Here is a 21,608-nt window from a genome sequence, read left to right on the forward strand (position 1 = left end):
GACCTACTCTTTAAGTTTAGTATAAAAAAACTCTTTAGGTGTTTGTAAAACTTCACGAAATTTCTCATAAGGAATACTTGAGCGATCGCGATTCTTATCGTTAGCATCTGCTGGAAAAGCTGTTTCGAAGCGAGCAATAAGCCATGTCGACTTTTGTCCATCAATTACGGCCATATAAAAAGACTGATTTAATTCAATCTTCTTTCCCACTAAGAAGCTGACAACTTTTCCGCTAGTAAAATTAAATGTGATAGTCTCTGCCCCATCAAATTTTAAAAGATTCTCGTCTACTTCATCACTTTCAAGGATGCGATCAACTTTCAGCTTCTGTAATTCATCATAGAAAAGGTTAAGATTATCTTCAATTGCTTCTTTTATCTCAATTGTATTTCCAGCAACAGTAATAGATTTAATCTTTCCATAAGTAGAGAAGCTAAGAATATTTCTTTTCTGAGTTATTAAGGCAACTTCCTTTTGCTCATCTTTTTCAACTAAGAAATACGCTGCAAAAATAGAAAGAACTAATATGACAAAGAGATAACGATTCTTCATTAAGCTGCAAACTTCCTTCTCTGGTAAAGAACTAGAGCGATCACAAGATAAACAAGAGGCAGAACAACAATAGAGAAATAAAAAATCACTTTCTTTTCAATATCTGAAACTAAAAGTGGAATTTCTTTAAATACGACTGAGTGTAGAGAAGTCAGTTGTCCTTGACCTGATAACCAGTGATAAAGATTTGATACATATTTAAAATTACTTTGATAACTAAAGAACTTATTTGAAATAAAGGCAGAGTTTCCAATAGCAACAATTGCAGGAACTCCATCTCTTGTAATGGCCGCGGCCATATCAATAGGTCCTTCAATATCCTCACTATCTTTTTTTACATCCCCAGCGATAACAGAAATCATCTTCTTCTCTGCCCAGCCTTCAGGCGTCGAGGTTGCCAGGGCGTGGAAACTTCCCTTCTCTTCTTGTGGTAGAGTTGAAGTTATGGACGAAACAAGCGGAAAGAAAACTCTCTCAGTAAAGTCTGAATTGATATTTAAAGAATCGTAGCGAGAAATAATCGGCGCAGTCCCTTTTGATGACTCAAGTCCATTAACAGGATCCATCACGATGTCATTTGCAATATTAAGTCCGTTATCCGAAAAGAATTTCTTTATATTTGCCAGCTTTTCTCCGTGGAAATTCGGCATAATCGCTGCAAAGACTCGACCACCATCGAAGTAGTAATTTTCTAGTTTTGAGATTTCTTCTTTTGAGAAATCATTTGTTGGCTCAAGAATCGTAAAGACATCACAAGACTTGGGAATTTCATTTGCTTTTAAAAGATCAACTACATTTAAACGATAAGCCGACTGCTTAAGAACATGTAATAGTCCTGTAAAACCATTATCAGAACTATCTTGAAATTTCGCATTATAATTAAAACAAATAGTTGGATCCTTATCTCTTTCAAGTCGAATGAGACCATTAGTAATTCCTAACTCAAGAATACGAGTCACCACAACTTTCTTAAGTTCTTGTCCATCTTGTTTTGCTAATACAATTGAAGGAGAAACTGTCACTCCATATTGAGCAATCATATCTGGCCTTAACTCAGGATCATAAAACTTAGTCACAAGTGAAGGATTTTGATTCTTATAAAGTTCAAGTAGTGAAAGAATAGCATTCTTTGATTCTTTATTAGAAAAGACCACCATTTCAACCTTATCATCAATCTTCTTAACAGTTTTAATTGTTAGTTCAGAAAGAGTATTTAATTGTCTTTTACTTAAGTCCCAGATTGGTCCTCGTTTAAAAACAATTAGGTTTAATACTGCAAGGATACAAAATATTAGAAAGAAGGCAGTAAAGTTTGATAGAAGATTTTTTCCAAATGTACTCTTAACAAAATTTTTAACTTCTTCAAGATGAAAGTAAAAAGTTAGAAGAGTTAAACAAAGAGCAATGATAAATGTCGCGCCAACTAAAAAAATATGCTCAGGAATTATAAGAAATAGAAAACAAGCAATAAGATAAAAAATGGCACAGAGGCTTAGGGTAATTTTCTTCATTTTCTAACTCCCAAGTTTCGAATACCAATAAAACTAAAGAAGCCAACGAAAGAAAGGATATAAACTAAGTCAAAGCTAGAAACAGCTCCTCTAGCGAAATAGAAGATATGTGAGCTAAAACTAAAGTATCTCATCATGGCCTGAATCATTTCATTATCAATAACATTCGAGCTTGCATAAATAATTAAGAAAGAAAAAAGTGCACCAAATGAAATAACAATGGATGCAATATAAGAGCGACTTAATAATGAAGCGTTAAGCCCAACAATTAAGTAACAAAGCCCTAGTCCATAAATTCCCAGCATATTTGTAAATAAAATGGCAAAGTCGTTAAAGCCTTTTGGCGCTAAGAAAAGTGGAATAATAAAAATAGGTAAAGTAATGAAAACAAGCTTCGTTGCAGCTGCAAAATACTTTGCAAAGAAGATTGAATCGTCAGTTAAATTTGAAAGCTTTAAAAGCCCAAAAGTATTTTCTCTCTTCTCCTTCACAAAGGCTCCCATCGTTAGCATTGGAGCAAAGAAGAGAAGAATAAAATTAAGTGCTGAAAATGTCGGTGCAATAACAAAGTCCACTATTGTCTTATTTGTTAATTGCGGTGCCATTTGTAGATTATTGTAAAAGATTGCAGACATAATAAAATTTGAGATGGCCGCAAAGATATAAATAATTGGAGAAGAAAAGCTTTCGCTAATTTCTTTCTTATAAATCAACTTAATACCTTTAAACAGAGGAAGCTTCTTATTCATGAGTTCCCTCCTTTTTTGCTGTTAGCTTTTTAAAGATATCCTCAAGTCCTACCTTAATATTTTGCTGCGATAAAATAGCTAAATCATTTTGAGCAAAATATTTAGATAGTGTAATTCTTAAATCACTGTCTTGTGTTTGTCCGCTAAACTCATAAATATCATTCTTTTTAATAAAGCTTATTCCCATCTCTTTTAGGCCTTGAAGCTTATTTTCATCAACTGATTCAAACTCAACTTCAACTCTTTGATCAACTTCAAGCTGCTTTTCAATATCACCTATAGGCCCATGAGCAACAATGATACCTTCATTAAGGATTGCAATATCATCACAAATCGAAGCAAGATCACTTAACTGATGAGAAGAAATGAAGATCGTGTGATCTTTTGAAAGATCCTTAATCACGTCCTTAATTTGAATAATGGCATGTGGGTCAAGCCCAACAAGTGGTTCATCTAGCACAAGAAGCTTTGGATTGTGGCAAATTGCAGCAGCAATCCCTACTTTTTGTTTATAACCTTTAGATAAATTCTCAATTCTTTGATGAGCAACTTCTTTAAGTCCGCACTTCTCAATAACTTCTTCGATTGAATAGATATTTTCTTCAACTTGATAAATTTCTTGGACGAATTTTAGAAATGGCCTAACACACATATGGCGATAGAGCGCTGGCTCTTCAGGAAGGTAGCCAATCGTTAGTTCGCTATCTTTAACGAGACTTCCCCCCGTATACTCCTGTTCTTCAAGGATGATTTTCATTAGAGTCGACTTACCTGCACCATTTGGTCCAAGGAATCCTAAAACTCCTTTGCGACCAATTGTGAGATTCACCCCTTTGAGAACATCTTTACCAGGAAATGTTTTTCTAATGTCCGACAACTCTACAAGGTTATTGTCACTCATTCCATAAGTCCTTAATTAAAAATCCTTCTTTAAAATCCTAGCAAAAAATGAAACAATAAGAAAAGTCTTAAAATTTAATCATTTACCTAACTCTGCCGACTAGGATAAATATGACCAGAAATGTAGAACGCTTCAAGAAGCTTATTGAAAAAGCTAATAATATTGTTATTACAACTCACATCTTTCCAGACGCCGATGGTATCGGAAGTGAGATTGCCCTTTGCATGGCCTTAAGAAAGCTTGGGAAGAATGCAATCTGCATTAATGAAGAAAAATTATTCGATCGCTATCGCTACCTAGATCCAGATGGTGTGATTACAAATTACAATGATTCAAAAGACTACTTTGATAAAATTGATTTATTTATCGTAACAGATACTAACGCTCTTCCTCGCATTGGTAAGAACGTTCAAGAGCTTGTTTTAAAATCAAGCGAGCTTCTATTTATCGATCACCACCCTTGCCCAAAAGAAATTGCGGCCATCCACTGTGTCGATTCTTCAAAGGCTGCAACAGGAGAACTAGTTGGCGAGTTAATTGAGGCGCTTGGTGTAAAATTTGATAAGAAAATGGCCTTGGCCCTTTATACTTCAATTATTATCGACACAAGCTCATTCCGCTATCCTACTGTAACAGGTAATACGCATCGTATTGTTGCAAAACTTATGGATACTGGAATTTCTCCTCCTCAAGCATTTAATCAAATCAACGGTGTTAAACAAGTTGAATACATGAAGCTCATAGGAAAGGTTCTATCCTCTTGTCAAATGAGTCCTAATGGCAAGGTTGCTTGGATTTCTCTAACAGAAGAAGAGATTGAAAGCTTTGGTTGTGAAACTGAAGACACTCACGGCTTTATCAATCACCTACTCATTCTTGAAGGTATTGAAGTTGCTTGTATGTTTAGAGAAGTTGGTGACAAAGTTAAGATCTCATTTCGCTCAGTCAATCAAACAGTTGACGTTGGCGTGATTGCCCAGGCCCTTGGTGGTGGTGGACACAACCACTCAGCAGCTACAATCATTGATGGAAACCTTGCAAAGGTCATTCCTGAGGTGATTGAAAAAATTGAATTAATGATTGAGTAAGTAGACTCTACTGATTAAGAATTTTTGCCAGAACATCTCTTTCTTTATCAGAAAAATTAAATGCCCCTGCTGTTAGTACACCCTTAAGCTTTTCTTGAGTAGCTGGATCTTTTGGATCATTCTTTGCGATATCACCAAAAGGCTCTCCTTCAGGAGTGATCTTTACTTCCGCCTTTGTCGCCTCTTTAATGGCCTGCGCTTTTTTCTCTACAGGTGAAGACGCTTTTTGCACTGCTTGCCCTTGTTTAGTAGCTTTATGTTCAGCAATTGCGGCCTTCATTTTTTCTTCTTTTTCTCTTTTGTGATTTTCTATTTTTGCCTTAATTTCGCCTCTACTTAGCTCAGAAGGCCTTTCACGTCGAACGATACTTTGACCACCAGTAGATTTTGAAGCAACAGGTAAGTCTGCAGCGGCATTACTACGCCCTACTTTCTTAGTGGCCGTTGTTGAATTAGTTCGTAAATTTGTTCTGTCACTTAATAATCTCACCCCTATATTTTAACCTTTTCTCACTTGAGATGTTAGGTGGAAAATTTCGGGGGATGGACCTTTTCGATTAAGGTTTCGACTAGTTACAAAGGCAGTGTCCATTTTCTACGGCAGTTTTGAAAGTAAAATTCTAAACGACCATCCGAGGCGATCACCCTCAAAAAAAGTCATGTAGAGCACCACTAAGTATTTGAAATAACAAGACCATTTCTGAAAAAATTTACATTTTTTTCAAAAAAAGTAAATTCAGATCAACATCACCTTGTTTAAATTCTTGATTTCTTCATAATGCATTTATCGAAATTGAAGAGAGAACGATTTGTGGTCTTTGTCGTACGTCAGTGGAGTTCAATTAGTTGTAAAAGAGCACAAGCCTTCAAAGAGACTTCTATTAAAAGGAAAATGAATAATCAATAGAAAGTCATTTGAGGTAATTATGAAAAATTCTGTAGTATTTAAGCAATCAAAACTTTTAATCACTTCTGCACTTATGGCCCTGTCACTATTAACGACGTCATGTGGTTCGGGGGACAGTTCTAAAAACATGGACATTCCAGGTGTAGATGGACCAAAAGTAGTCCTTCTAGGTGATGATATCTTAGTTGATATTATTTTAGAAAACGTTGTTGTTGAGGGTGGAGCTCGTTTCAATATCCCTAACTACACAAATTCTTATGTTGAAATTTCACCAGACCTTCAATCAAACGGTACACTACTTGCTTTCTCTGTATCGTTAGATGATATTTTTGGCGGAAAAGTTGATCGTCTTGATCCACTTACTCTACCAGGTGGACGTGCAATTCCAGGTGTTTCTGGTGGTGCCCTTCCAGCAGTTGCTTTCTCAGTACCAAGTATTAAGAATATTGCTTTTTACGTAGGTCCACAAATCTTTGGTATTTGGGTTCCAGTAAACAACCTTAATATGGCAGGAGCAATGCTTACAACTCGTTTCTACACTGATAGCAAGAGAGTTGGTAACCTTTCACTTGTTGGTGAAGATGCAAATGGTGAAAACGGTGGTTTCTTCTTAGCGCTTACAGTTTCAAGCTCACAAGAAAGATCACTTGAAAGACTTGCTGATAGATACTAATCAGAAGTTTAAAAATTCTGTAATAACTGACCAAAACATTCTATACAGGAAAAATGCCCCTAGGAATCTAGGGGCTTTTTTTTTCTTCAAAAAAAATTAAGAACCCCTTCATATCTGTCGATAGATGAACATACGAGAGAATTTTTTCCTATAAACTAGTGAGGTATGGATATGGAAATCACATTAAGAAAAAGACTACTGACAGTCGTGGCTCTACTAAGCTTCTCTTTCTTCTCTGTTTCTTGTGGAGAAGGAAATGTTGAAATCCCAGGTGTTGATGGACCGAATGTTAATCTACTTGAAGATAACGTTGTCGTTTCAATGGTACTTGAAGATGTTTCAATTATGGCAGGTGCTACTTACAAAGTACCAAAGTACAAGAAGTCATTTATCGGACTTAACCCTAACCTAGAAGGTGCTGGTTCAGTTCTAACGTTTACTGTTTCACTTGATGATATTTTCTCATCAGATGTAAATAGACTAGACCCTAAGACTCTTCCTGGTGGACGTATGATCCCAGGTGTAGCAGCAGGTGCTCTACCAGCAGTAGCATTTACTGTTGAAAAAGTTAAAAACATGGCATTCTATGTTGGTCCAAAAGTTTTTGGTATTTGGGTACCACTACAAAACTTTAACCTTTACGGATTTGCATGGACAAAATCATTCAAAGCTGGTGACAAGAGAGTTGGTAACATCTCACTATTTGGTCAAGATGAGAATGGTGAAAACGCAGGTTTCTTCCTAGCTCTATCAGTTAAATCTGCATACGAGAAGAGACTTAAGAAGCTATCACGTAAGTATTAAGCATCTACAAAATAGAAGGCCCGCTTATAGCGGGCCTTTCTTATTCAGCTTGAGTAACCCAAATCTTCCATCTAAACTTCGTCTCTTCATTATTATCAAGAACAATCTTAATTGGACGAGTTCTCCCCTCTAGATCGTTAATAACAAAGAATTCATTTCCTAAAATACTTGTCATATTATAAAGACCTTGATGAAGGTTATAATCGATTAGATACTTAATAAACGTTAAACTCATTGGGGCCTGAAGGCTTCCAAGGTTATCAACTCTCTTCATTTTAGAAAGTTGTTTTCTTGTTTGATAGCTTCTTAATGAACCATTAAATCTTTCAAGAGTCTTCTTTGAGAATTTATAATCGTCTTTAAAAGAAGGCATTGCTACTTCAGTTTTTTTCTTAGACTTCTCATAATTTAAGACGGCCGTTTCAAACGCAGAAAAAACAATCTCTTTAACTGGCTCAGGCTTCTTTGGTTCAGGCTTAGGTTTTCTAATGATTTTAATTGTTTTTATATCAACCGTTTTGATAACCTTAGGCTCTTTAACTTCAACCTTTGCTACAATTTTAGGTTCTTCTTTAACAACCTTTTCTTCAACTAAAGTAATTCCCTTCTCATCAAACTCTCGCAAAGAACCAAACCAGAAAACTTTTAAATCATCCTCACCCTTTAATGCGGTACGAATAATCTCAGCACTCTTCTTATCGATAGAAACTTGATCCTTTGTCATCTCTTCATAACGAGAAAAACAAGACTCACCTTTTCCACTAGCATTGATAATTTTATAGGCACTCGTCGTTAAAATTTCTTTCTTAATCTCTTCAACATTTAGCGCAGATAAATAGCTATCTTCCTCACTACACAAGCTTTGAATTTCACTCTTAACGAATTGGCAGCTGTTAATAATAGAAGTCTTGCTATCACCACCAAAGTGACTGCTAAGAATCTTAACTAAAGTTGGATGGTAATTTGCTAAATCAAAACGTCGATCCGTTTGGAGCTTAATAGGATACTTCCCCCAGTCAACGATATCGGGAAAGTAGTCAGATACTCTTTTAGTAAAGAGTTTCATATCTTTAGACTTCGGCTTACATGATTTAAAAATTGCATCATAGCTAAGAGCGCAACTCTTTTCATCACCTAACTGATAAAGAGCAATACTTGATTGACGGTAAAACTCATAAAGACTTGCAATACTTGTTAGTCGCACTAGGTAGCGCATATACTCAATATTTTCAGTCATCTCATGCTTTGAACAAGCAAAGTTAGGATAGATATAGCGATCAAATTCTTGAGTTAAATCAAAGATAGCAGGCTCAAGCATTACACTAAAGTATGTCCGTCCTGTAACCTCATCAAGGAACTCTTGTTTATCGTTTTGATAATCAATAACTAATCGAGGGTCCAGTGGTCCTTCATAGACTTCAAAGTCCCACTCACCTTTTTTCACGTCTAAGGCCGAGGCAGTAAAACCCAAGGCAAAAATTTGTAAGTATTTAAAAATATTCATCCTCTTTATTTTACCCAGATAAGACTCAGGGCAGGAACATAGGTAATAATGGCCAAACAAATTAGTAAAATAAGAAGAAAAGGTAAGGCCGAGCGATACAGTTCAGTAATCGGTCTCTTAAATCGAATAGAACTAATAAAGAGGTTTATTCCCACTGGAGGAGTTATATAGCCGATCTCTAAATTTGTTAAAAAGACGATGGCCAAGTGAATTGGATGAATATCAAACTCTTGAGCTAATGGAAGGATGAGAGGTACGACGACAATTATCGCACTAAATATATCCATTAAACTTCCAACAATTAAAAGGAAGATGTTCAAGAAAGCAAGAAAAGCGTACTTGTTCGTAAGAATGTGGTTAAAAGCACCAAAGAGTTGATTAGGCACCTCTTCATCTACTAAGAAATTAGTTAAGCCAAGAGCACAACAGAGAATAATTAAAATAGCACCTACCATTGTCATTGAATCCACAACGATTTTAGGTACATCCTTTGTAAAGCTTAGATCACGATAGACAAAGCACTCGATCATTAAAATATAAAACGCAGTAAAGGCAGCTGCTTCTGTAACCGTTACAATCCCACCGTAAATTCCGACAAGTACAGCAGGGGCCAAAAATAATTCAAACGCTGCGCCCTTTAAAGAAAGAAGCGCCTCTTTCAAATCAAACTTCCCTCTTTCACTATGGTTCTTCGGAGCCTTTAAGATTGAATAAATTGCTAAACCAATGATGAGAAGCATTCCTGGAACAATACCGGCCTTAAAAAGCTGATCAATATCCACTCCTGCTACAATTCCATAGAGAATAATTGGTAAGCTTGGTGGAAAGAGAAGACCTAAAGAACCTGAAGTCGTAATAAATCCCATCGTGAATTTATCATCGTGACCGCGATTCATAAGAATTGGATAAATTAATCCACCTAAAGCAACAATCGTTACCCCACTAGCACCAGTAAAGGCAGTAAAGAAAGCACAAAGAACGAGTCCAACAATAGCAACTCCTCCAGGCATCCATGAAAGTAGCGCATTCGTGAAACGAAATAGTCTTTTTGGTGCATTCGATTCAGCAAGTAAGTAACCAGCAAAAGTAAAAAGAGGTATCGTTAGAATTGTCGGGGCCGATGCGAGACGGTAAATTTCAACAGAGACGGCCGACGGCTCAATTCCATTATGAAAGAAAGCTGCAAGGGCAAGACTTCCAAGAACAACAAAGAGTGGCACTCCAATTAGTGCCAAAATAAATGCGGCAATACTAATTGTTATGAGGCTCATAATCTTCCTTAAAATTTAAAAATGCCAAGATCGTGCGAATGAAGATCAGGGCGAAGCCAATTGGAATGATTGCGACTAAAACAGAAGAGTGCAATCCCAGTGAAGTTAAGTTTCCAAATTGTTTCTCGACATTATAGAACTGAACACCTGAAGCAAAAAGCCAAGTTGTTCCAACAATAATACACACTTGAGTTATCTTATTTAGAATGAATAAAGAACGGTGTTTACCTTCACTCTCTAAAAATTTTGGTAAAATCTCAATTGCAATATGCCTCGACTTTCCACTGGCAAGTGTTGCACCTAAGAAGGCCAGAGCAAATACGAGATGTCGAACAAGTGGATCAACCCAAGAAAATGAAATATCAAACCAACGAAAGATAATGGCCAAAACACTTAAGCCTAACATAACAGCAACATTGGCCACAACTAGCCAGCCTACAACGAGATCTGTAACTTCTTCTATCTTGCGTATCATGAGTTCTTTCTACTTCTTTTGAGCTTTTAAACTTTTTTCAAGTCTATTATATGCTTCTTCAGAAAATAATTTTCCTTTTAACTTTTTAATTGTTGCCTCACGTACTTCATATCCACGTTTAATATCGGCATCACTAAATTTAACAAATTCAACACCAGATGCCTTCATCAGATCAAGAGCATCTTGATTGTCTTTTTCATTTGTCGCCTTAACAAGATCAATATACTTCTTAGAAATTGCTAATACCTTCTTTTGGTTTGCAGGAGAGATCTTATTAAAGACTTTATCATTTACTAAGAAGGCTCCAACAGACATTGTAAGAGGGAAATCAATAAGATATTTAACTTTAGTATTCCACTGCATTGATAGAATCGCTAAAGGTGGTGCATAAGCTGCTTCAATGATTCCAGTTGAAAGAGAAGACAAAACATCAGGAAGAGGTAGCTGTACCGAAACAAGCTTCATCTCTCCAAGAATAGTTTCAACAAGAGGATCCCCTTCCCAAGACCAGATTTTTACACCTTTTAGACTATCAATAGAAGAAATCTTTGTTTTTGAAACAAAGTAAACCATCCCAATATCAAAGAAGCCAAGATTAACGAAATTGCTTTCATTAATTTTCTTATTTAAAAATGGCGTTAAATCATCAAGTGTCTTTAGGGCCTTCTTGCGATCATGAAAAAAGTTAAAAGGAATTTCCACAACACGAACATCACCATTGATATCACCAAGTGTCTTAGCAGTAAAAACTCCACCGTGAAGTTGTCCAACGCGAATCTTTCTTAAAACATCTGGTTCATCTCCTTGAGATCCACCGAAGTAGAACTTCACTTTTACTTCACCATTTGTTTCTTTCTTAATGGCCTTTGCCATTTTCTTAAGATTCTTTGCCCAGTTCGTTCCCTCAGGAGTTAGAACACCAACTTTTAAAGTTAGGGCCATTACATTCGTCGTTAATAGTAGAATTAATAATGCTTTAAATTTTGACATGATTTTTCCAATTAGAAGATCTCTTCTTCTAAGCCTTCAATTATTTTTAATCTCTTACGTGCAATTAAATTAAAAAGGTTATTGTAATCAACCTTTGGTGTTTCAATTTTTCCACCACTCCAATAAGTTGGCTCCATCTGCTCACGGTGAAATTTATTCATTTCTAATTTCTGATTACGATAGATATTTTCTTCAAACATTGGAACTGCATAAAACTGAATAAATGAAAGTCTAACTAACATATTATTTGGCCATTTTTGAATAGCTTCTTCAAATAAGCGCTTACCAGTTACAGGGTCCCCACCAAGTCCACGAGGTCTTGAAGCAGCGTAAGAAGCATTGAAAATATCACAAGCACCTTGCGCTAAATTTCCATTCTTTTCACATGACCAATCGTACATAACCTTTGCAAGAGGAAGATAAGCGACGGCCCTCATATTATCTCTTTGTAGATTAATGATTGAAGCAAGCGTTTGTCCTGTATAGAAAACACCTTCGATATTTGTAGCGTTATCACTTAAGTTTTCATCAAGTAATTTTTTAAAATCTTCTGGTGAAGAAATGTAGCGAGTGAAATCAAAATCTTTAAATCCTCGTACTTCAAAAAATAGCGCAGAATAATTTAGAGCACGTGTGTAATTTGCAAGAGCATTAACTCGGTATTTTGAATTTGATAGTTCTTTAAGTTGATCTTTAAGATAGTAAGTTTCATCAATGGCAAATGCCTTACCGCTATATGCTTTTATGAGAGTAACAATGAATTCAGGATTTTCGCGATCAGCGGCGTAGAGGTTTTCAACTAATTTAATATTGCTATCAATTGTCGATTCAAATAAGTCCCAGTTATCTTCAGTAAAAACGGCCTCAGATGTCTCAAAGATCATATCCCCCATCTGGTTAGTGGCCACTTTCTTTATACTTGAGCAAGAAACTAGATTTATGAACAATATCAGCAATGCCAACATTTTTTTGCAATTCACAGGCGATCCTTATAATTAATATAGTAGTAATTTGCCTTATCTATTCAGTAATTACAAGTGGTTAATGCATTTTCATTGACGCCCAAATCCCTTAGTGATAGCCGTGTTGCACCATTTCTAACCTCGTGATATGATTAGGGAAATATTTTGAAAGGCTCAATTTTTTGCTAATTTGTGCCGAGTATATATTTAAGTTACTAAACTTTGTCACGGAGTGACCATTGAGAGTAGTTTTTCTACGAGTAGATGAACTACTTACCTAATCGGATTTAAGTTCTGGAGTCTCTTGAATCTTATTACGATTAAGGTAAGTGATTTTTTAACCTTTAATCGTTTAATAAGGAGATGGAGATGTCATCACAAGAAACATCTAACGAAAAATTATCGTCTAACACGAACAACAGCGTAATTGGTCAAATTAAGCTAAAGACTATTCGTAAGTCAGCTTCACTAAAGCCAAGAAAATCACTATTAAAAGTGAGAAGCTTAAGACCAACTCGTGCAGTTCTTGGTAGAACAGCAACACAAGAAGACGCGGAATAAGAATAGGCCCACAGCTTTTTTCTTATTTATCTTTTCTTGCGGTTTCCCTTAGGAGAAATCAGCTGCTTGTCGTACGTAGCTTTTAAGCTACGTAGTGTTTCCTCGCGTATCTCTTCCAGTTTTTTCAGTCTCTCTTCATGTAAATGATTGAGGTAATTCTTTTTGGCTATGAATAAGTTATTGATATAAGTAACTTGAAAGCCTCTAAGCTCTCTGTAGCAAAGATCTTTTTCTATTTTAGTTAATTTATGCTGACTGGCCTCGATATCCTTATGATCTAAAACAAATGTCGAGTAATCCCCAGAGCAAACACCCTTTTTAAGATCAATATAATGATCAATTTCTTTTCTTATGATTTGAGTCTTTGTTACGTAATCTTTTGGAGGGATATTCTTCACCTCTTCAATTTTCGCATACATTACTTTACTCATCTCTTTTTCAGATTGAGTCTCACCTTTGTCTGCTTGAGCATAGACAGTCAAAGTCGGTATGAATAAAAGAGTCATTAAAACTGATTTCAATTTAGGGCCTTTTTTATCTTAGCTAAGTAATATTCAGTATCTTTATTATGCGCAAAGACGAAGCTTATGGCCATTTTTTTAAACTTAGACTGAAGTCCTTGAGTAAGTTGAACTTGATTTTTTGCTACGCCGAATTTCTTTGCAACTAACTTTTCAATACCAGCATTGGCCTTTCCATCTTCAGGTGGGGCCTGAGTGCTAACGATAAGTTGCCCAGTTTCCGCAACACTCACCTTTTCAACTTTTGCACCAGGCTTTGCCCAAACTTCAAGTTCAACTATTAATTCACTTTCACTATTCGAAAGAGTAATGAAGTTCAGGCATTGTGTTTTTAAATAGTCTTTTATTGAAATAATTCTCTCCAATTGTTGCTCTCAAATCCAAGCTCATCAAGAAAAGTTTTCATTTCAGCAATAAAGTCAGCGAGAGGAAAACCTACAACATTTGAATACGAGCCACTCATATGTTCAACAAAGAGTAGACCTTGTCCTTGAATTCCGTATGACCCCGCCTTATCAAGGGCCTCATCACTTTCTAAATAAAGTTCTAAAATTTCGGGTGAAATATCTGTGAACTTTACTTTTGAACATCTTGAAAAAGTATATTCCTTGTCTCTATAGGCCATATATACAGCTGTAAAAACATCGTGCTCTTTACCAGATAACTCTAGTAGCATCTGCCTTGCATGGTCGCGATCATTAGGTTTTCCTAAAACTTTATCACCTATAGCAACGAGAGTATCAGAAGCGACAACAAAGACATTTCCATCTTTTGGAAATTCTTGCGTAAAGATATCTCTTCCCTTTAGCTCGGCCAATTCTTCGACAATATCTTTTGGATGTTCTTTAGTTGTTATTTCTTCAACAGCTGAAGGCTTAATTTGAATCGGAACTTTCATCCAAGATAGTAGTTCCTTTCGACGTGGACTCCCTGAGGCCAGGATAAATTTCAGTGTAGATACCATTTAACTTCTTCCATAGTTCTTGTTTTTCTGAATTAAGCTTTGGAAAATAACTTCTCGAATTCTCCATCGCACCGACTTTATAGTAACTTTCTTGTGCCTTCGTGTAAAAATCTTTTCGTAGGACATCTTTATCACGACGGTTTGCTCGATTTAAAACAGATTTTCGATAACGATCAGCGATCGCAAGATTTGTCGTTTCAACCTCTCTAACATGAGTCCATAGAAATTTTAGACGCTTTTCTAATTCTTCTTTTTTCCAAAGTCTCAAACCATAATTTTTGGCTAACTGAACCTCATCACCTTCAGCAAATAATGGCTTTCCGTAGCGTTCTAAAAAGATTTCACGAGTATAGTAGATTCCGTAAATTCGCTTCGTAAATAATTCATTTTGACTTAAAACTTCAGAGTCTTTCGTGACAAAAACATTTCGATTAATGAAAGAAAATTTATACCAACTTCCATATTCTAACTCTTCAAAACTATCATTTTCATAACCACGTAAGTTTACTTTTGGAGATGAGGCCAAGTCATTTTTGTATCCTAACTGTTCATCATCTCTGAATTTAAGGTAGCTATCATCACCAATTGAAACATAAGTTTCAAATGATGGAGAATAGGCTTCAAATGAATACAATGGAGATTGTATAAAGAATCGACTCTTTCTTATGACATTTTTATTGTTCTTTTCTATCGCCTCATTAATAAAGCGAGTACGAGATTTATAACGTAGTCCATCTTCAAAAAGATACTCATTCATAGAAACATCTTTATCAAAGACGACGGGATTGGTTTTATTAATAGGAAGAGGAAAGAAAACAGAATCAGTATCTCTTTGGTCCAACTCTTTAAGTTTTTCTTTTGAGCGTGAAATCAAAAGAACATTTCCTACATTCATACGAATATTGAAAAATACTTCGTCTTTTAAAATATTCATTTCTTTTAGTGAGATTGAACTTTCAGGTGCTATACGAATCAATGTACCATCAAAGAGCATAAGCCAAAGGTAGCTATCGATACCAGTTTCAATATCATCATTTTCTTTTATCAGAGATCGAAAACCAATTTTATTATTTCCAAGCTTTCGAAAGAGAGTACACTCCCCCACACATTTGATCACACGGCCAATCTCTTCATCGATACCTGAGATTTTTTCAAGATCACGCCAAAGTGGATAGCTTTCTTTGAAGCGTAATTCCTCTTTCCACTCATCAAAGTCTAGCCACTTCTGGGCCTTAAGCTCATCCCATTTGATTAGAGACTTACGGTCGTCCTTAAACTTTGTTTCTAACTCTGATGAGCTAGCAAAAGTTGAAAGTGTAATGGTTAAAATAAATAAAATACGTAGCATCATGAACTTTATCGACAATTTCGGCCACCGGCCCTAACTGTGCCGCAAATTTGCAAGTTTTTCGGTAAGAATTGCCACTTTCAGGCCCATCTAAACTGTCAAAATCATGGGTTTCATGTTAAATTTTGGGCCAAATATTAATTTACACAAAACTATAACAGACAAGGTTGATACGATGAGTCAGGATAACGGACAATTTTCTTTTGTTAACACAGAACATGAAGTCTTAAAATTTTGGGAAGAGAATGAAATTTTCCAAAAATCACTAGAACAAACAAAAGAGAAAGAGCCATATATTTTCTACGATGGCCCTCCATTTGCCACAGGTCTTCCTCACCACGGTCACCTACTTGCTGGAACGCTAAAAGATATCGTTCCAAGATATTGGACAATGAAAGGTCGCTACGTTCAAAGAAGATTTGGATGGGATACTCACGGTCTACCGATCGAGCAAGAAATTAATAAAAAATTAGAAATGACTGCACACGAAGCACTAGAGAAACTTGGTGTTGCTGGTTACAACCAAGAGTGTCGCTCAATTGTTGATCGCTACACAACTGAATGGCGTAAAACTGTAACACGCCTTGGACGTTGGGTAGACTTTGACAATGACTATAAGACAATGGATCCAACTTTCATGGAATCATGTTGGTGGGTTTTCAAATCTCTTTGGGATAAGAATATGGTCTACAAGGGAACAAAAGTTGTTCCTTACTCAACTGGTCTAGGAACAGGTCTATCAAACTTTGAAGCAGGTCTTGATTACCGTGACGTTCAAGATCCGGCCGTAACTGTACTTTTCAAATTAGATGATCCAGCTAAAGCAGGTGCAGATTATGTTGCCGCATGGACGACAACTCCATGGACGCTTCCATCGAACCTTGCTCTTTGTGTTGGGCCAGATGTTGATTACGTTCGTGTAAAAGATAACGACCGTGGTGTAACAATCATCTTCGCTGAAGCAAGAGTTGAAGCTTTTGCAAAAAAGCGCAACCTTGAAGTTGTTGGGGAATCATTCAAAGGAAGCGAACTTCTAGGTCTTACTTATGAGCCACTTTTTGACTTCTTCGCTGATCTCAAAGCTGAAGGTGCTTTCAAAATCTTAAATGACGACTACGTAACAACTGACAGTGGTACTGGTATTGTTCACCAAGCACCGGCATTCGGGGAAGACGATAATAGAATTTGTAAAGAAGCTGGCATGATGGCAGAAGTTTGCCCTATCGATGATGCTGGTCAATTTACAAAAGAAGTTTCAACTTATGCAGGTCTTTATGTAAAAGATGCTGATAAAGAAATCATCAAAGAACTAAAAGATAATACAAAACTATACGATCACGGAAACCTAGTGCACAGCTACCCATTCTGCTACCGCTCAGGAACTCCACTAATCTATCGTACAATCCCACAGTGGTATGTAAAAGTAGAAGAGATCGTTGATAAGCTTGTTGCAAACAACGAGCAAATCCACTGGGTACCTGGTCACATCAAAGCAGGTCGTTTTGGTAAGTGGCTAGAGAACGCTCGCGACTGGGCAGTTTCTCGCACACGTGTTTGGGGAACTCCTCTTCCAGTTTGGATCAACGATGAAACAGGAAATATGAAATGCCTTGGCTCAATTGCAGAGCTTAAAGAGCTTTCAGGAGTTGAACTTACTGATCTTCACCGTGAGTACACAGATGAAGTGACATTTACAATCGAAGGTGAAGCTGGAACTTATAAGCGTATTCCTGATGTATTCGACTGTTGGTTCGAATCAGGATCAATGCCTTACGCTCAACTTCACTACCCATTTGAAAACCAAGAAATGTTTGAAAATGGATTCCCTGCAGAGTTTATTGCTGAAGGTCTAGACCAGACACGTGGTTGGTTCTACACACTAACAATCCTTTCAACTGCGCTATTTGATAAGCCAGCTTTCAAGAACGTAATTGTTAATGGTTTAGTTCTTGCTGAAGATGGAAAGAAAATGAGTAAGTCTCTAAGAAACTTCACTGCTCCAGATGAGCTTATGGAAGAATTCGGATCAGACGCTCTAAGACTATACCTAATCAACTCAGGACTTGTGAAAGGTGAAGAACAACGCTTTACAGATGCAGGTGTTAAGGACATGGTTCGTCGTGCCCTTCTACCATGGCTAAACTCTTTCAAATTCTTCCAAACATATGCATCAATTGATGGATGGAATTTAAGTGAGCATGCTGAAAGTGGCGACAATATTACTGACAATTGGGTAATCTCAAAACTACAAACTCTTAAAGAAAATATCGAAGCTGAAATGGCACAGTACCAACTTTACAACGTTGTTCCTGCCCTATTCCACTTCATTGAAGATTTAACGAATTGGTATATTCGCCTTAACCGATCACGTTTCTGGGGCGAAGGACTAACATCAGATAAGAAACAAGCATACACTGCACTTTTCACAACACTAAAAGAAGTTACAATTGCAATGGCACCATTTGCGCCATTCTTATCTGAGCATATCTTTAGTGAACTTAAGAAATTTGATTCAAGTGAAAAGAATCTTTCAGTTCACCTTTGTGACTACCCTGTTGCTAATAAAGAACTTAAAAATTCAATCCTTGAAGATGCAGTTGATAGAATGCAACAGATTATTCTTCTTGGACGTCAAAAGCGTAATCAAGTACAAATCAAGGTTAAGACTCCACTTGCTCGTCTAAGTGTAATCCACAAAGACCAAGCTTTACTTGATGAAATCAAGAAGCTTGAAGGATATATCCAGTCAGAACTTAACGTCAAAACTGTTGAGTATACTACTGATGAAGACCACTACATCAAACTATACGCTAAACCAAATTCTCCTGTTCTAGGAAAACGTCTAGGAAAAGATTTTGGTAAGTTTATGGGGATCATCTCAAAGCTTGGAGCAGCTGAGCTGAATGAGCTTGAAGAAAAAGGAAGCCTAGAACTTGCTGGAGAAACATTTGAGCCTTCAGATATCTTAATCTTCCGTGAAGCAAAAGAAGGTACTCAGGCCCTATCAAATCGTTATATCTCAATTGATATCGACACGAACCTTTCAGAAGAGCTAATCCTTGAAGGTCTTGCTCGTGAGGTTGTAAACAGAATCCAAAGAACAAGAAAAGATTCTGGTTTCAATGTTGAAGATAGAATTGAAGTAACTTTTGCAGCTACTGATCTTCTTGCAAAAGCAATCACGACTCATACTGATTACATCACAAAAGAAACTCTTGCTAACTCTCTAACTGTTAGCACAGGGGAACTTGAGCATGAGTTTAAGGTTGATGATGAAAATCTAAAAATGACAATTGTTAAAGCTTAATCAGCATATAAAAAGAAAGCCTCCATTACGGAGGCTTTTTTTATTCTTTAATTAACATATATCCAATCGGTTGTGGATTTAGATCAAAACATTCATTTCGTTTATAATCTTCTTTTGCATCTAAAATAGTACCTTGAACTTCAATACTTCCCGAAGCAGCTTTCATCACAATCTCATCTGCTACGACAAACCATTTCCCAGTTCTAACTTCTCGATCTGTATATTTCAAGATTCCAGTTGTTAAACACTGTTTCTCCTTTTTAATAAAAAGTGTCCCTGACTCTTCATCTATTTCATATACTTCAGAAAATTCTTTCACTTCTTTAGAGAAATGATTAAATAACTTCACCTCATATTTTGATAAAACTGAAATACTTACAAATTCTTGCCCTTTCTTAGGCTTAGAAATCACTCCATTTTTCATTACGCGTGTAACTAACCTTGTTTCTTCAGCTTCATAAAACTCAGCTTTTTGAACAAGAGCACCAGTATAGATTTTTTCCATCCTCAAGTTTTCACATCCGTCAGGTTGAACTAAATTTTGAAACTCTTCAAAATTCACTTTTCCTGTTACACACTTTAAAGATTTTCCTAAATCATATTTAATATTTTCCCCATTAGTAAGAATTAGGGACTTTGTCTGCAGATAGACTTCATGTGAAAGAAAATTTCCTTCTTCAAGTTCAAAAAACGAAAGTTTTCCTTCGTTTTGATTATAAACAGCTTCATTTGATAAAACCTTCCCATATTTTGAAATCAATATGAAACGGCCTTCAATAACATCTTCACCTAGATTTATTTTAAGATTTACGAAGTTCTCTACTCCATCTTCATAAATGTTTTGATTGTTAGAATAATCAAAATTAAATAGAAATAATTTTTGGTTTGTAATACCGATCTTATTACACTCACTATCGATAAATAGAGAACTCTCTAACTTATTACATTCAAGTAGAAATGATTTGCTTGAGATCATTGCTTGATTAGCACTTTCTTTACTTTTGTCACTACCTGAGCCACAAGAAACTAATACAAATAACATAACTAAACTTAATACTTTCATAACTCTCCCTATTCCTTAACTACTACAAATCCAGTTAAAACAGGCTCAACAGGATAACACTTTTTTTGACGACTTATTTTATAGCTAGATTTATCTTTTATGATATTAAGACCTTCATAATGACTAATGTTCAAACGATGTAAGCTCTTGTCGATATTAACTTTAAAAACTTCCATCACTCCTACAGTTACACAGTAACTTGAATCATTTAAAAAGTAGTGAAGGCCATATTGGTCAATACTTTCAAGATAAAATAAACTTGGATCGACTTCACCTTCTTCTAAATCACTTACTGATACATATTTAAAATTTACGAGATCTCGATTTGGTAATTTTATTGGACTATTTGCTGTAGTAAGTGCTGAAAGCCTTCCATTGATCGAAACAGTCTCCACTTTTGGAATAATAACCTTGGCCTTTACAAGAGGAATGAATTTTAAATTTTCACACTGACCTTTAAGATCTGCAAGATTCACATCATTAATATTAAAAATACCTGTATTACAATTTAGATCTTCCTCTGGTGATACGACTTTCGGACGATCTCCCGTAAAATAATTATTAATCTTTAAGTAAATTTCATGGGCCGCAAAATCTCCACGATTTAACTCTTGAAACTTAAGAGTACGACTTCCGTCAAATAAAGTATCTTCACTTAGTCTTTTTCCATATTTAGATACAAGGTAGAATCTTGCATGAATCATTTCTTTAATTGAAATTTCAAGTTCTACTTCGCCAAGCTCTGGATATTTCTTCATATCGATAGCTTGCTCATCCATATCAATAGAGAAAAGAAATTGTTTATCTTCATTGATAAAAGACATAGGGCAAGTAATTTCCGTGTCTGTAATATTCGTTTTTATTGATTCACATTGAATTTGTGTTGCAGTAAGTGACTGGCCTTTAAAGCTTGGATTAAGATTTTGGCCATAAAATGCTCTTTCGTTAGATTTCCCACATGAAAGAAGTAGGATCATGGGAATCAGAAAAAATGAACGCATAAAAAATCTCCTTAAAATTAATTTTTGCCGTTATAGCGAAAATCAATCCAAAGGAGATATTTTTTCTATTTTGAAATAGTTGTTTTTTAATTTGGAATACTAAAAAGCGACTTAAGACCCAAAACCCTTAAGCTGTTCCCCGCCAAGTACGTGAAAATGCGTATGGAATACACTTTGACAGCCATGTTGGTTGATATTTGAGACTACGCGGAAGCCATTCTTTTCAAGCTCATTTGATTGAGAGAATTCTTTGATGGCATCAAAAACTTGGGCCATATCATCGCGGTTCATCTCATTAATATTCTTAGAGTGATTGCGGTGAATAAATAAGTAGTGCTCTTTTGCTAGCGGTTGAATATCTTGAAATGCATAAACATTTTCATTTTCAAATACCTTCGTTGAAGGAATCTCACCATTTAGAATTTTGCAAAATAAACAATCACTCATTACGCTTCT

At 36.0% G+C, this 21,608-nt stretch carries 22 protein-coding genes; 5 read left to right on the forward strand and 17 right to left on the reverse strand.

Going from position 1 to position 21,608, the window contains the following annotated elements:
- Positions 1-3: 3 nt before the first annotated feature.
- The 4 genes from ACMAYL_RS13375 to ACMAYL_RS13390 are packed head-to-tail and all read right to left on the reverse strand — an operon-like array spanning position 4 to position 3,713.
- Complete coding sequence (locus ACMAYL_RS13375) at positions 4-552, reverse strand: hypothetical protein (protein ID WP_412471238.1); 549 nt, start codon at positions 550-552, stop codon at positions 4-6.
- Positions 552-2,063 carry a Gldg family protein gene (locus ACMAYL_RS13380; protein WP_412463345.1) on the reverse strand — a complete coding sequence of 504 codons (1,512 nt, stop codon included), beginning with the start codon at positions 2,061-2,063 and terminating at the stop codon, positions 552-554. The genes ACMAYL_RS13375 and ACMAYL_RS13380 overlap by 1 nt, the downstream gene beginning before the upstream one ends.
- Positions 2,060-2,812, reverse strand: a complete 753-nt coding sequence (locus ACMAYL_RS13385; protein ID WP_103219222.1) for an ABC transporter permease — start codon at positions 2,810-2,812, stop codon at positions 2,060-2,062. The genes ACMAYL_RS13380 and ACMAYL_RS13385 overlap by 4 nt, the downstream gene beginning before the upstream one ends.
- A complete protein-coding gene (locus tag ACMAYL_RS13390; RefSeq protein ID WP_412470275.1) occupies positions 2,805-3,713 on the reverse strand; it encodes an ABC transporter ATP-binding protein in 909 nt (302 codons plus the stop codon). The genes ACMAYL_RS13385 and ACMAYL_RS13390 overlap by 8 nt, the downstream gene beginning before the upstream one ends.
- Positions 3,714-3,823: 110 nt before the next feature.
- Between ACMAYL_RS13390 and ACMAYL_RS13395 the strand changes: the two genes are divergently transcribed.
- Entirely contained in the window at positions 3,824-4,801 is a 978-nt protein-coding gene (locus ACMAYL_RS13395; protein WP_103219220.1) for a DHH family phosphoesterase, read from the forward strand.
- A 7-nt stretch (positions 4,802-4,808) separates the two neighbouring features.
- On the opposite strand, the gene ACMAYL_RS13400 is transcribed toward ACMAYL_RS13395, so the two are convergent.
- The gene (locus ACMAYL_RS13400) at positions 4,809-5,291 is read right to left on the reverse strand and encodes a hypothetical protein (RefSeq protein ID WP_103219219.1); all 483 of its coding nucleotides are present in this window, start codon (positions 5,289-5,291) and stop codon (positions 4,809-4,811) included.
- Positions 5,292-5,727: 436 nt separating this feature from the next.
- On the opposite strand from ACMAYL_RS13400, the gene ACMAYL_RS13405 reads away from it, so the two are divergent.
- Both ACMAYL_RS13405 and ACMAYL_RS13410 read left to right on the forward strand, forming a co-directional pair.
- On the forward strand, positions 5,728-6,381 hold the full coding sequence (locus ACMAYL_RS13405) for a hypothetical protein (protein ID WP_412471239.1): 654 nt from the start codon (positions 5,728-5,730) through the stop codon (positions 6,379-6,381).
- A gap of 171 nt (positions 6,382-6,552) precedes the next feature.
- Complete coding sequence (locus ACMAYL_RS13410) at positions 6,553-7,185, forward strand: hypothetical protein (RefSeq protein WP_103219217.1); 633 nt, start codon at positions 6,553-6,555, stop codon at positions 7,183-7,185.
- A gap of 40 nt (positions 7,186-7,225) precedes the next feature.
- Here the strand turns inward: ACMAYL_RS13410 and ACMAYL_RS13415 are convergent, their stop codons facing one another.
- The 5 genes from ACMAYL_RS13415 to ACMAYL_RS13435 are packed head-to-tail and all read right to left on the reverse strand — an operon-like array spanning position 7,226 to position 12,333.
- Positions 7,226-8,689 carry a hypothetical protein gene (locus ACMAYL_RS13415; protein WP_412471240.1) on the reverse strand — a complete coding sequence of 488 codons (1,464 nt, stop codon included), beginning with the start codon at positions 8,687-8,689 and terminating at the stop codon, positions 7,226-7,228.
- A 5-nt stretch (positions 8,690-8,694) separates the two neighbouring features.
- A complete protein-coding gene (locus ACMAYL_RS13420) occupies positions 8,695-9,960 on the reverse strand; it encodes a TRAP transporter large permease (protein WP_103219215.1) in 1,266 nt (421 codons plus the stop codon).
- Complete coding sequence (locus tag ACMAYL_RS13425; RefSeq protein ID WP_103219214.1) at positions 9,941-10,435, reverse strand: TRAP transporter small permease; 495 nt, start codon at positions 10,433-10,435, stop codon at positions 9,941-9,943. Before ACMAYL_RS13425 ends, ACMAYL_RS13420 begins: the two co-directional genes overlap by 20 nt.
- Before the next feature lie 9 nt (positions 10,436-10,444).
- On the reverse strand, positions 10,445-11,425 hold the full coding sequence (gene dctP, locus ACMAYL_RS13430; protein ID WP_103219213.1) for a TRAP transporter substrate-binding protein DctP: 981 nt from the start codon (positions 11,423-11,425) through the stop codon (positions 10,445-10,447).
- Positions 11,426-11,436: 11 nt separating this feature from the next.
- Positions 11,437-12,333, reverse strand: a complete 897-nt coding sequence (locus tag ACMAYL_RS13435; protein ID WP_412470278.1) for a TRAP transporter TatT component family protein — start codon at positions 12,331-12,333, stop codon at positions 11,437-11,439.
- A gap of 423 nt (positions 12,334-12,756) precedes the next feature.
- Between ACMAYL_RS13435 and ACMAYL_RS13440 the strand changes: the two genes are divergently transcribed.
- Positions 12,757-12,948 carry a hypothetical protein gene (locus ACMAYL_RS13440; RefSeq protein WP_103219211.1) on the forward strand — a complete coding sequence of 64 codons (192 nt, stop codon included), beginning with the start codon at positions 12,757-12,759 and terminating at the stop codon, positions 12,946-12,948.
- Between the two features lie 26 nt (positions 12,949-12,974).
- On the opposite strand, the gene ACMAYL_RS13445 is transcribed toward ACMAYL_RS13440, so the two are convergent.
- From ACMAYL_RS13445 to ACMAYL_RS13460, 4 genes are read right to left on the reverse strand one after another with little or no spacing between them, the layout of a single operon-like run.
- A complete protein-coding gene (locus tag ACMAYL_RS13445; protein ID WP_103219210.1) occupies positions 12,975-13,469 on the reverse strand; it encodes a hypothetical protein in 495 nt (164 codons plus the stop codon).
- The gene (locus ACMAYL_RS13450; protein WP_103219209.1) at positions 13,466-13,834 is read right to left on the reverse strand and encodes a DUF167 domain-containing protein; all 369 of its coding nucleotides are present in this window, start codon (positions 13,832-13,834) and stop codon (positions 13,466-13,468) included. Before ACMAYL_RS13450 ends, ACMAYL_RS13445 begins: the two co-directional genes overlap by 4 nt.
- Complete coding sequence (locus tag ACMAYL_RS13455) at positions 13,813-14,367, reverse strand: Maf family protein (protein WP_412463348.1); 555 nt, start codon at positions 14,365-14,367, stop codon at positions 13,813-13,815. The genes ACMAYL_RS13450 and ACMAYL_RS13455 overlap by 22 nt, the downstream gene beginning before the upstream one ends.
- The gene (locus tag ACMAYL_RS13460; RefSeq protein ID WP_103219207.1) at positions 14,345-15,781 is read right to left on the reverse strand and encodes a hypothetical protein; all 1,437 of its coding nucleotides are present in this window, start codon (positions 15,779-15,781) and stop codon (positions 14,345-14,347) included. The genes ACMAYL_RS13455 and ACMAYL_RS13460 overlap by 23 nt, the downstream gene beginning before the upstream one ends.
- Positions 15,782-15,956: 175 nt before the next feature.
- On the opposite strand from ACMAYL_RS13460, the gene ileS reads away from it, so the two are divergent.
- Positions 15,957-19,088: an isoleucine--tRNA ligase gene (gene ileS / locus ACMAYL_RS13465; protein ID WP_103219248.1), complete on the forward strand. Its 3,132-nt coding sequence runs from the start codon at positions 15,957-15,959 to the stop codon at positions 19,086-19,088.
- Positions 19,089-19,128: 40 nt separating this feature from the next.
- Here ileS and ACMAYL_RS13470 read toward each other — a convergent pair whose 3' ends face one another.
- The 3 genes from ACMAYL_RS13470 to ACMAYL_RS13480 form a co-directional block, all read right to left on the reverse strand.
- Positions 19,129-20,151 carry a hypothetical protein gene (locus tag ACMAYL_RS13470; protein ID WP_412471241.1) on the reverse strand — a complete coding sequence of 341 codons (1,023 nt, stop codon included), beginning with the start codon at positions 20,149-20,151 and terminating at the stop codon, positions 19,129-19,131.
- An 8-nt stretch (positions 20,152-20,159) separates the two neighbouring features.
- On the reverse strand, positions 20,160-21,152 hold the full coding sequence (locus ACMAYL_RS13475) for a hypothetical protein (protein WP_412471242.1): 993 nt from the start codon (positions 21,150-21,152) through the stop codon (positions 20,160-20,162).
- A gap of 111 nt (positions 21,153-21,263) precedes the next feature.
- The gene (locus ACMAYL_RS13480) at positions 21,264-21,599 is read right to left on the reverse strand and encodes an HIT domain-containing protein (protein WP_392993083.1); all 336 of its coding nucleotides are present in this window, start codon (positions 21,597-21,599) and stop codon (positions 21,264-21,266) included.
- Between the last annotated feature and the right edge of the window lie 9 nt (positions 21,600-21,608).

The organism is Halobacteriovorax sp. RT-2-4 (assembly GCF_047085445.1).
Taxonomy (GTDB): Bacteria; Bdellovibrionota; Bacteriovoracia; order Bacteriovoracales; family Bacteriovoracaceae; genus Halobacteriovorax_A.

Coding starts and splice junctions, on each gene's coding strand:
- ACMAYL_RS13375 (WP_412471238.1), bottom strand. CDS start 552: ATGAAGAATCGTTATCTCTTTGTCATATTAGTTCTTTCTATTTTTGCA.
- ACMAYL_RS13380 (WP_412463345.1), bottom strand. CDS start 2,063: ATGAAGAAAATTACCCTAAGCCTCTGTGCCATTTTTTATCTTATTGCT.
- ACMAYL_RS13385 (WP_103219222.1), bottom strand. CDS start 2,812: ATGAATAAGAAGCTTCCTCTGTTTAAAGGTATTAAGTTGATTTATAAG.
- ACMAYL_RS13390 (WP_412470275.1), bottom strand. CDS start 3,713: ATGAGTGACAATAACCTTGTAGAGTTGTCGGACATTAGAAAAACATTT.
- ACMAYL_RS13395 (WP_103219220.1), top strand. CDS start 3,824: ATGACCAGAAATGTAGAACGCTTCAAGAAGCTTATTGAAAAAGCTAAT.
- ACMAYL_RS13405 (WP_412471239.1), top strand. CDS start 5,728: ATGAAAAATTCTGTAGTATTTAAGCAATCAAAACTTTTAATCACTTCT.
- ACMAYL_RS13410 (WP_103219217.1), top strand. CDS start 6,553: ATGGAAATCACATTAAGAAAAAGACTACTGACAGTCGTGGCTCTACTA.
- ACMAYL_RS13415 (WP_412471240.1), bottom strand. CDS start 8,689: ATGAATATTTTTAAATACTTACAAATTTTTGCCTTGGGTTTTACTGCC.
- ACMAYL_RS13420 (WP_103219215.1), bottom strand. CDS start 9,960: ATGAGCCTCATAACAATTAGTATTGCCGCATTTATTTTGGCACTAATT.
- ACMAYL_RS13425 (WP_103219214.1), bottom strand. CDS start 10,435: ATGATACGCAAGATAGAAGAAGTTACAGATCTCGTTGTAGGCTGGCTA.
- dctP (WP_103219213.1), bottom strand. CDS start 11,425: ATGTCAAAATTTAAAGCATTATTAATTCTACTATTAACGACGAATGTA.
- ACMAYL_RS13440 (WP_103219211.1), top strand. CDS start 12,757: ATGTCATCACAAGAAACATCTAACGAAAAATTATCGTCTAACACGAAC.
- ACMAYL_RS13455 (WP_412463348.1), bottom strand. CDS start 14,367: ATGAAAGTTCCGATTCAAATTAAGCCTTCAGCTGTTGAAGAAATAACA.
- ACMAYL_RS13460 (WP_103219207.1), bottom strand. CDS start 15,781: ATGCTACGTATTTTATTTATTTTAACCATTACACTTTCAACTTTTGCT.
- ileS (WP_103219248.1), top strand. CDS start 15,957: ATGAGTCAGGATAACGGACAATTTTCTTTTGTTAACACAGAACATGAA.
- ACMAYL_RS13470 (WP_412471241.1), bottom strand. CDS start 20,151: ATGAAAGTATTAAGTTTAGTTATGTTATTTGTATTAGTTTCTTGTGGC.
- ACMAYL_RS13475 (WP_412471242.1), bottom strand. CDS start 21,152: ATGCGTTCATTTTTTCTGATTCCCATGATCCTACTTCTTTCATGTGGG.
- ACMAYL_RS13480 (WP_392993083.1), bottom strand. CDS start 21,599: ATGAGTGATTGTTTATTTTGCAAAATTCTAAATGGTGAGATTCCTTCA.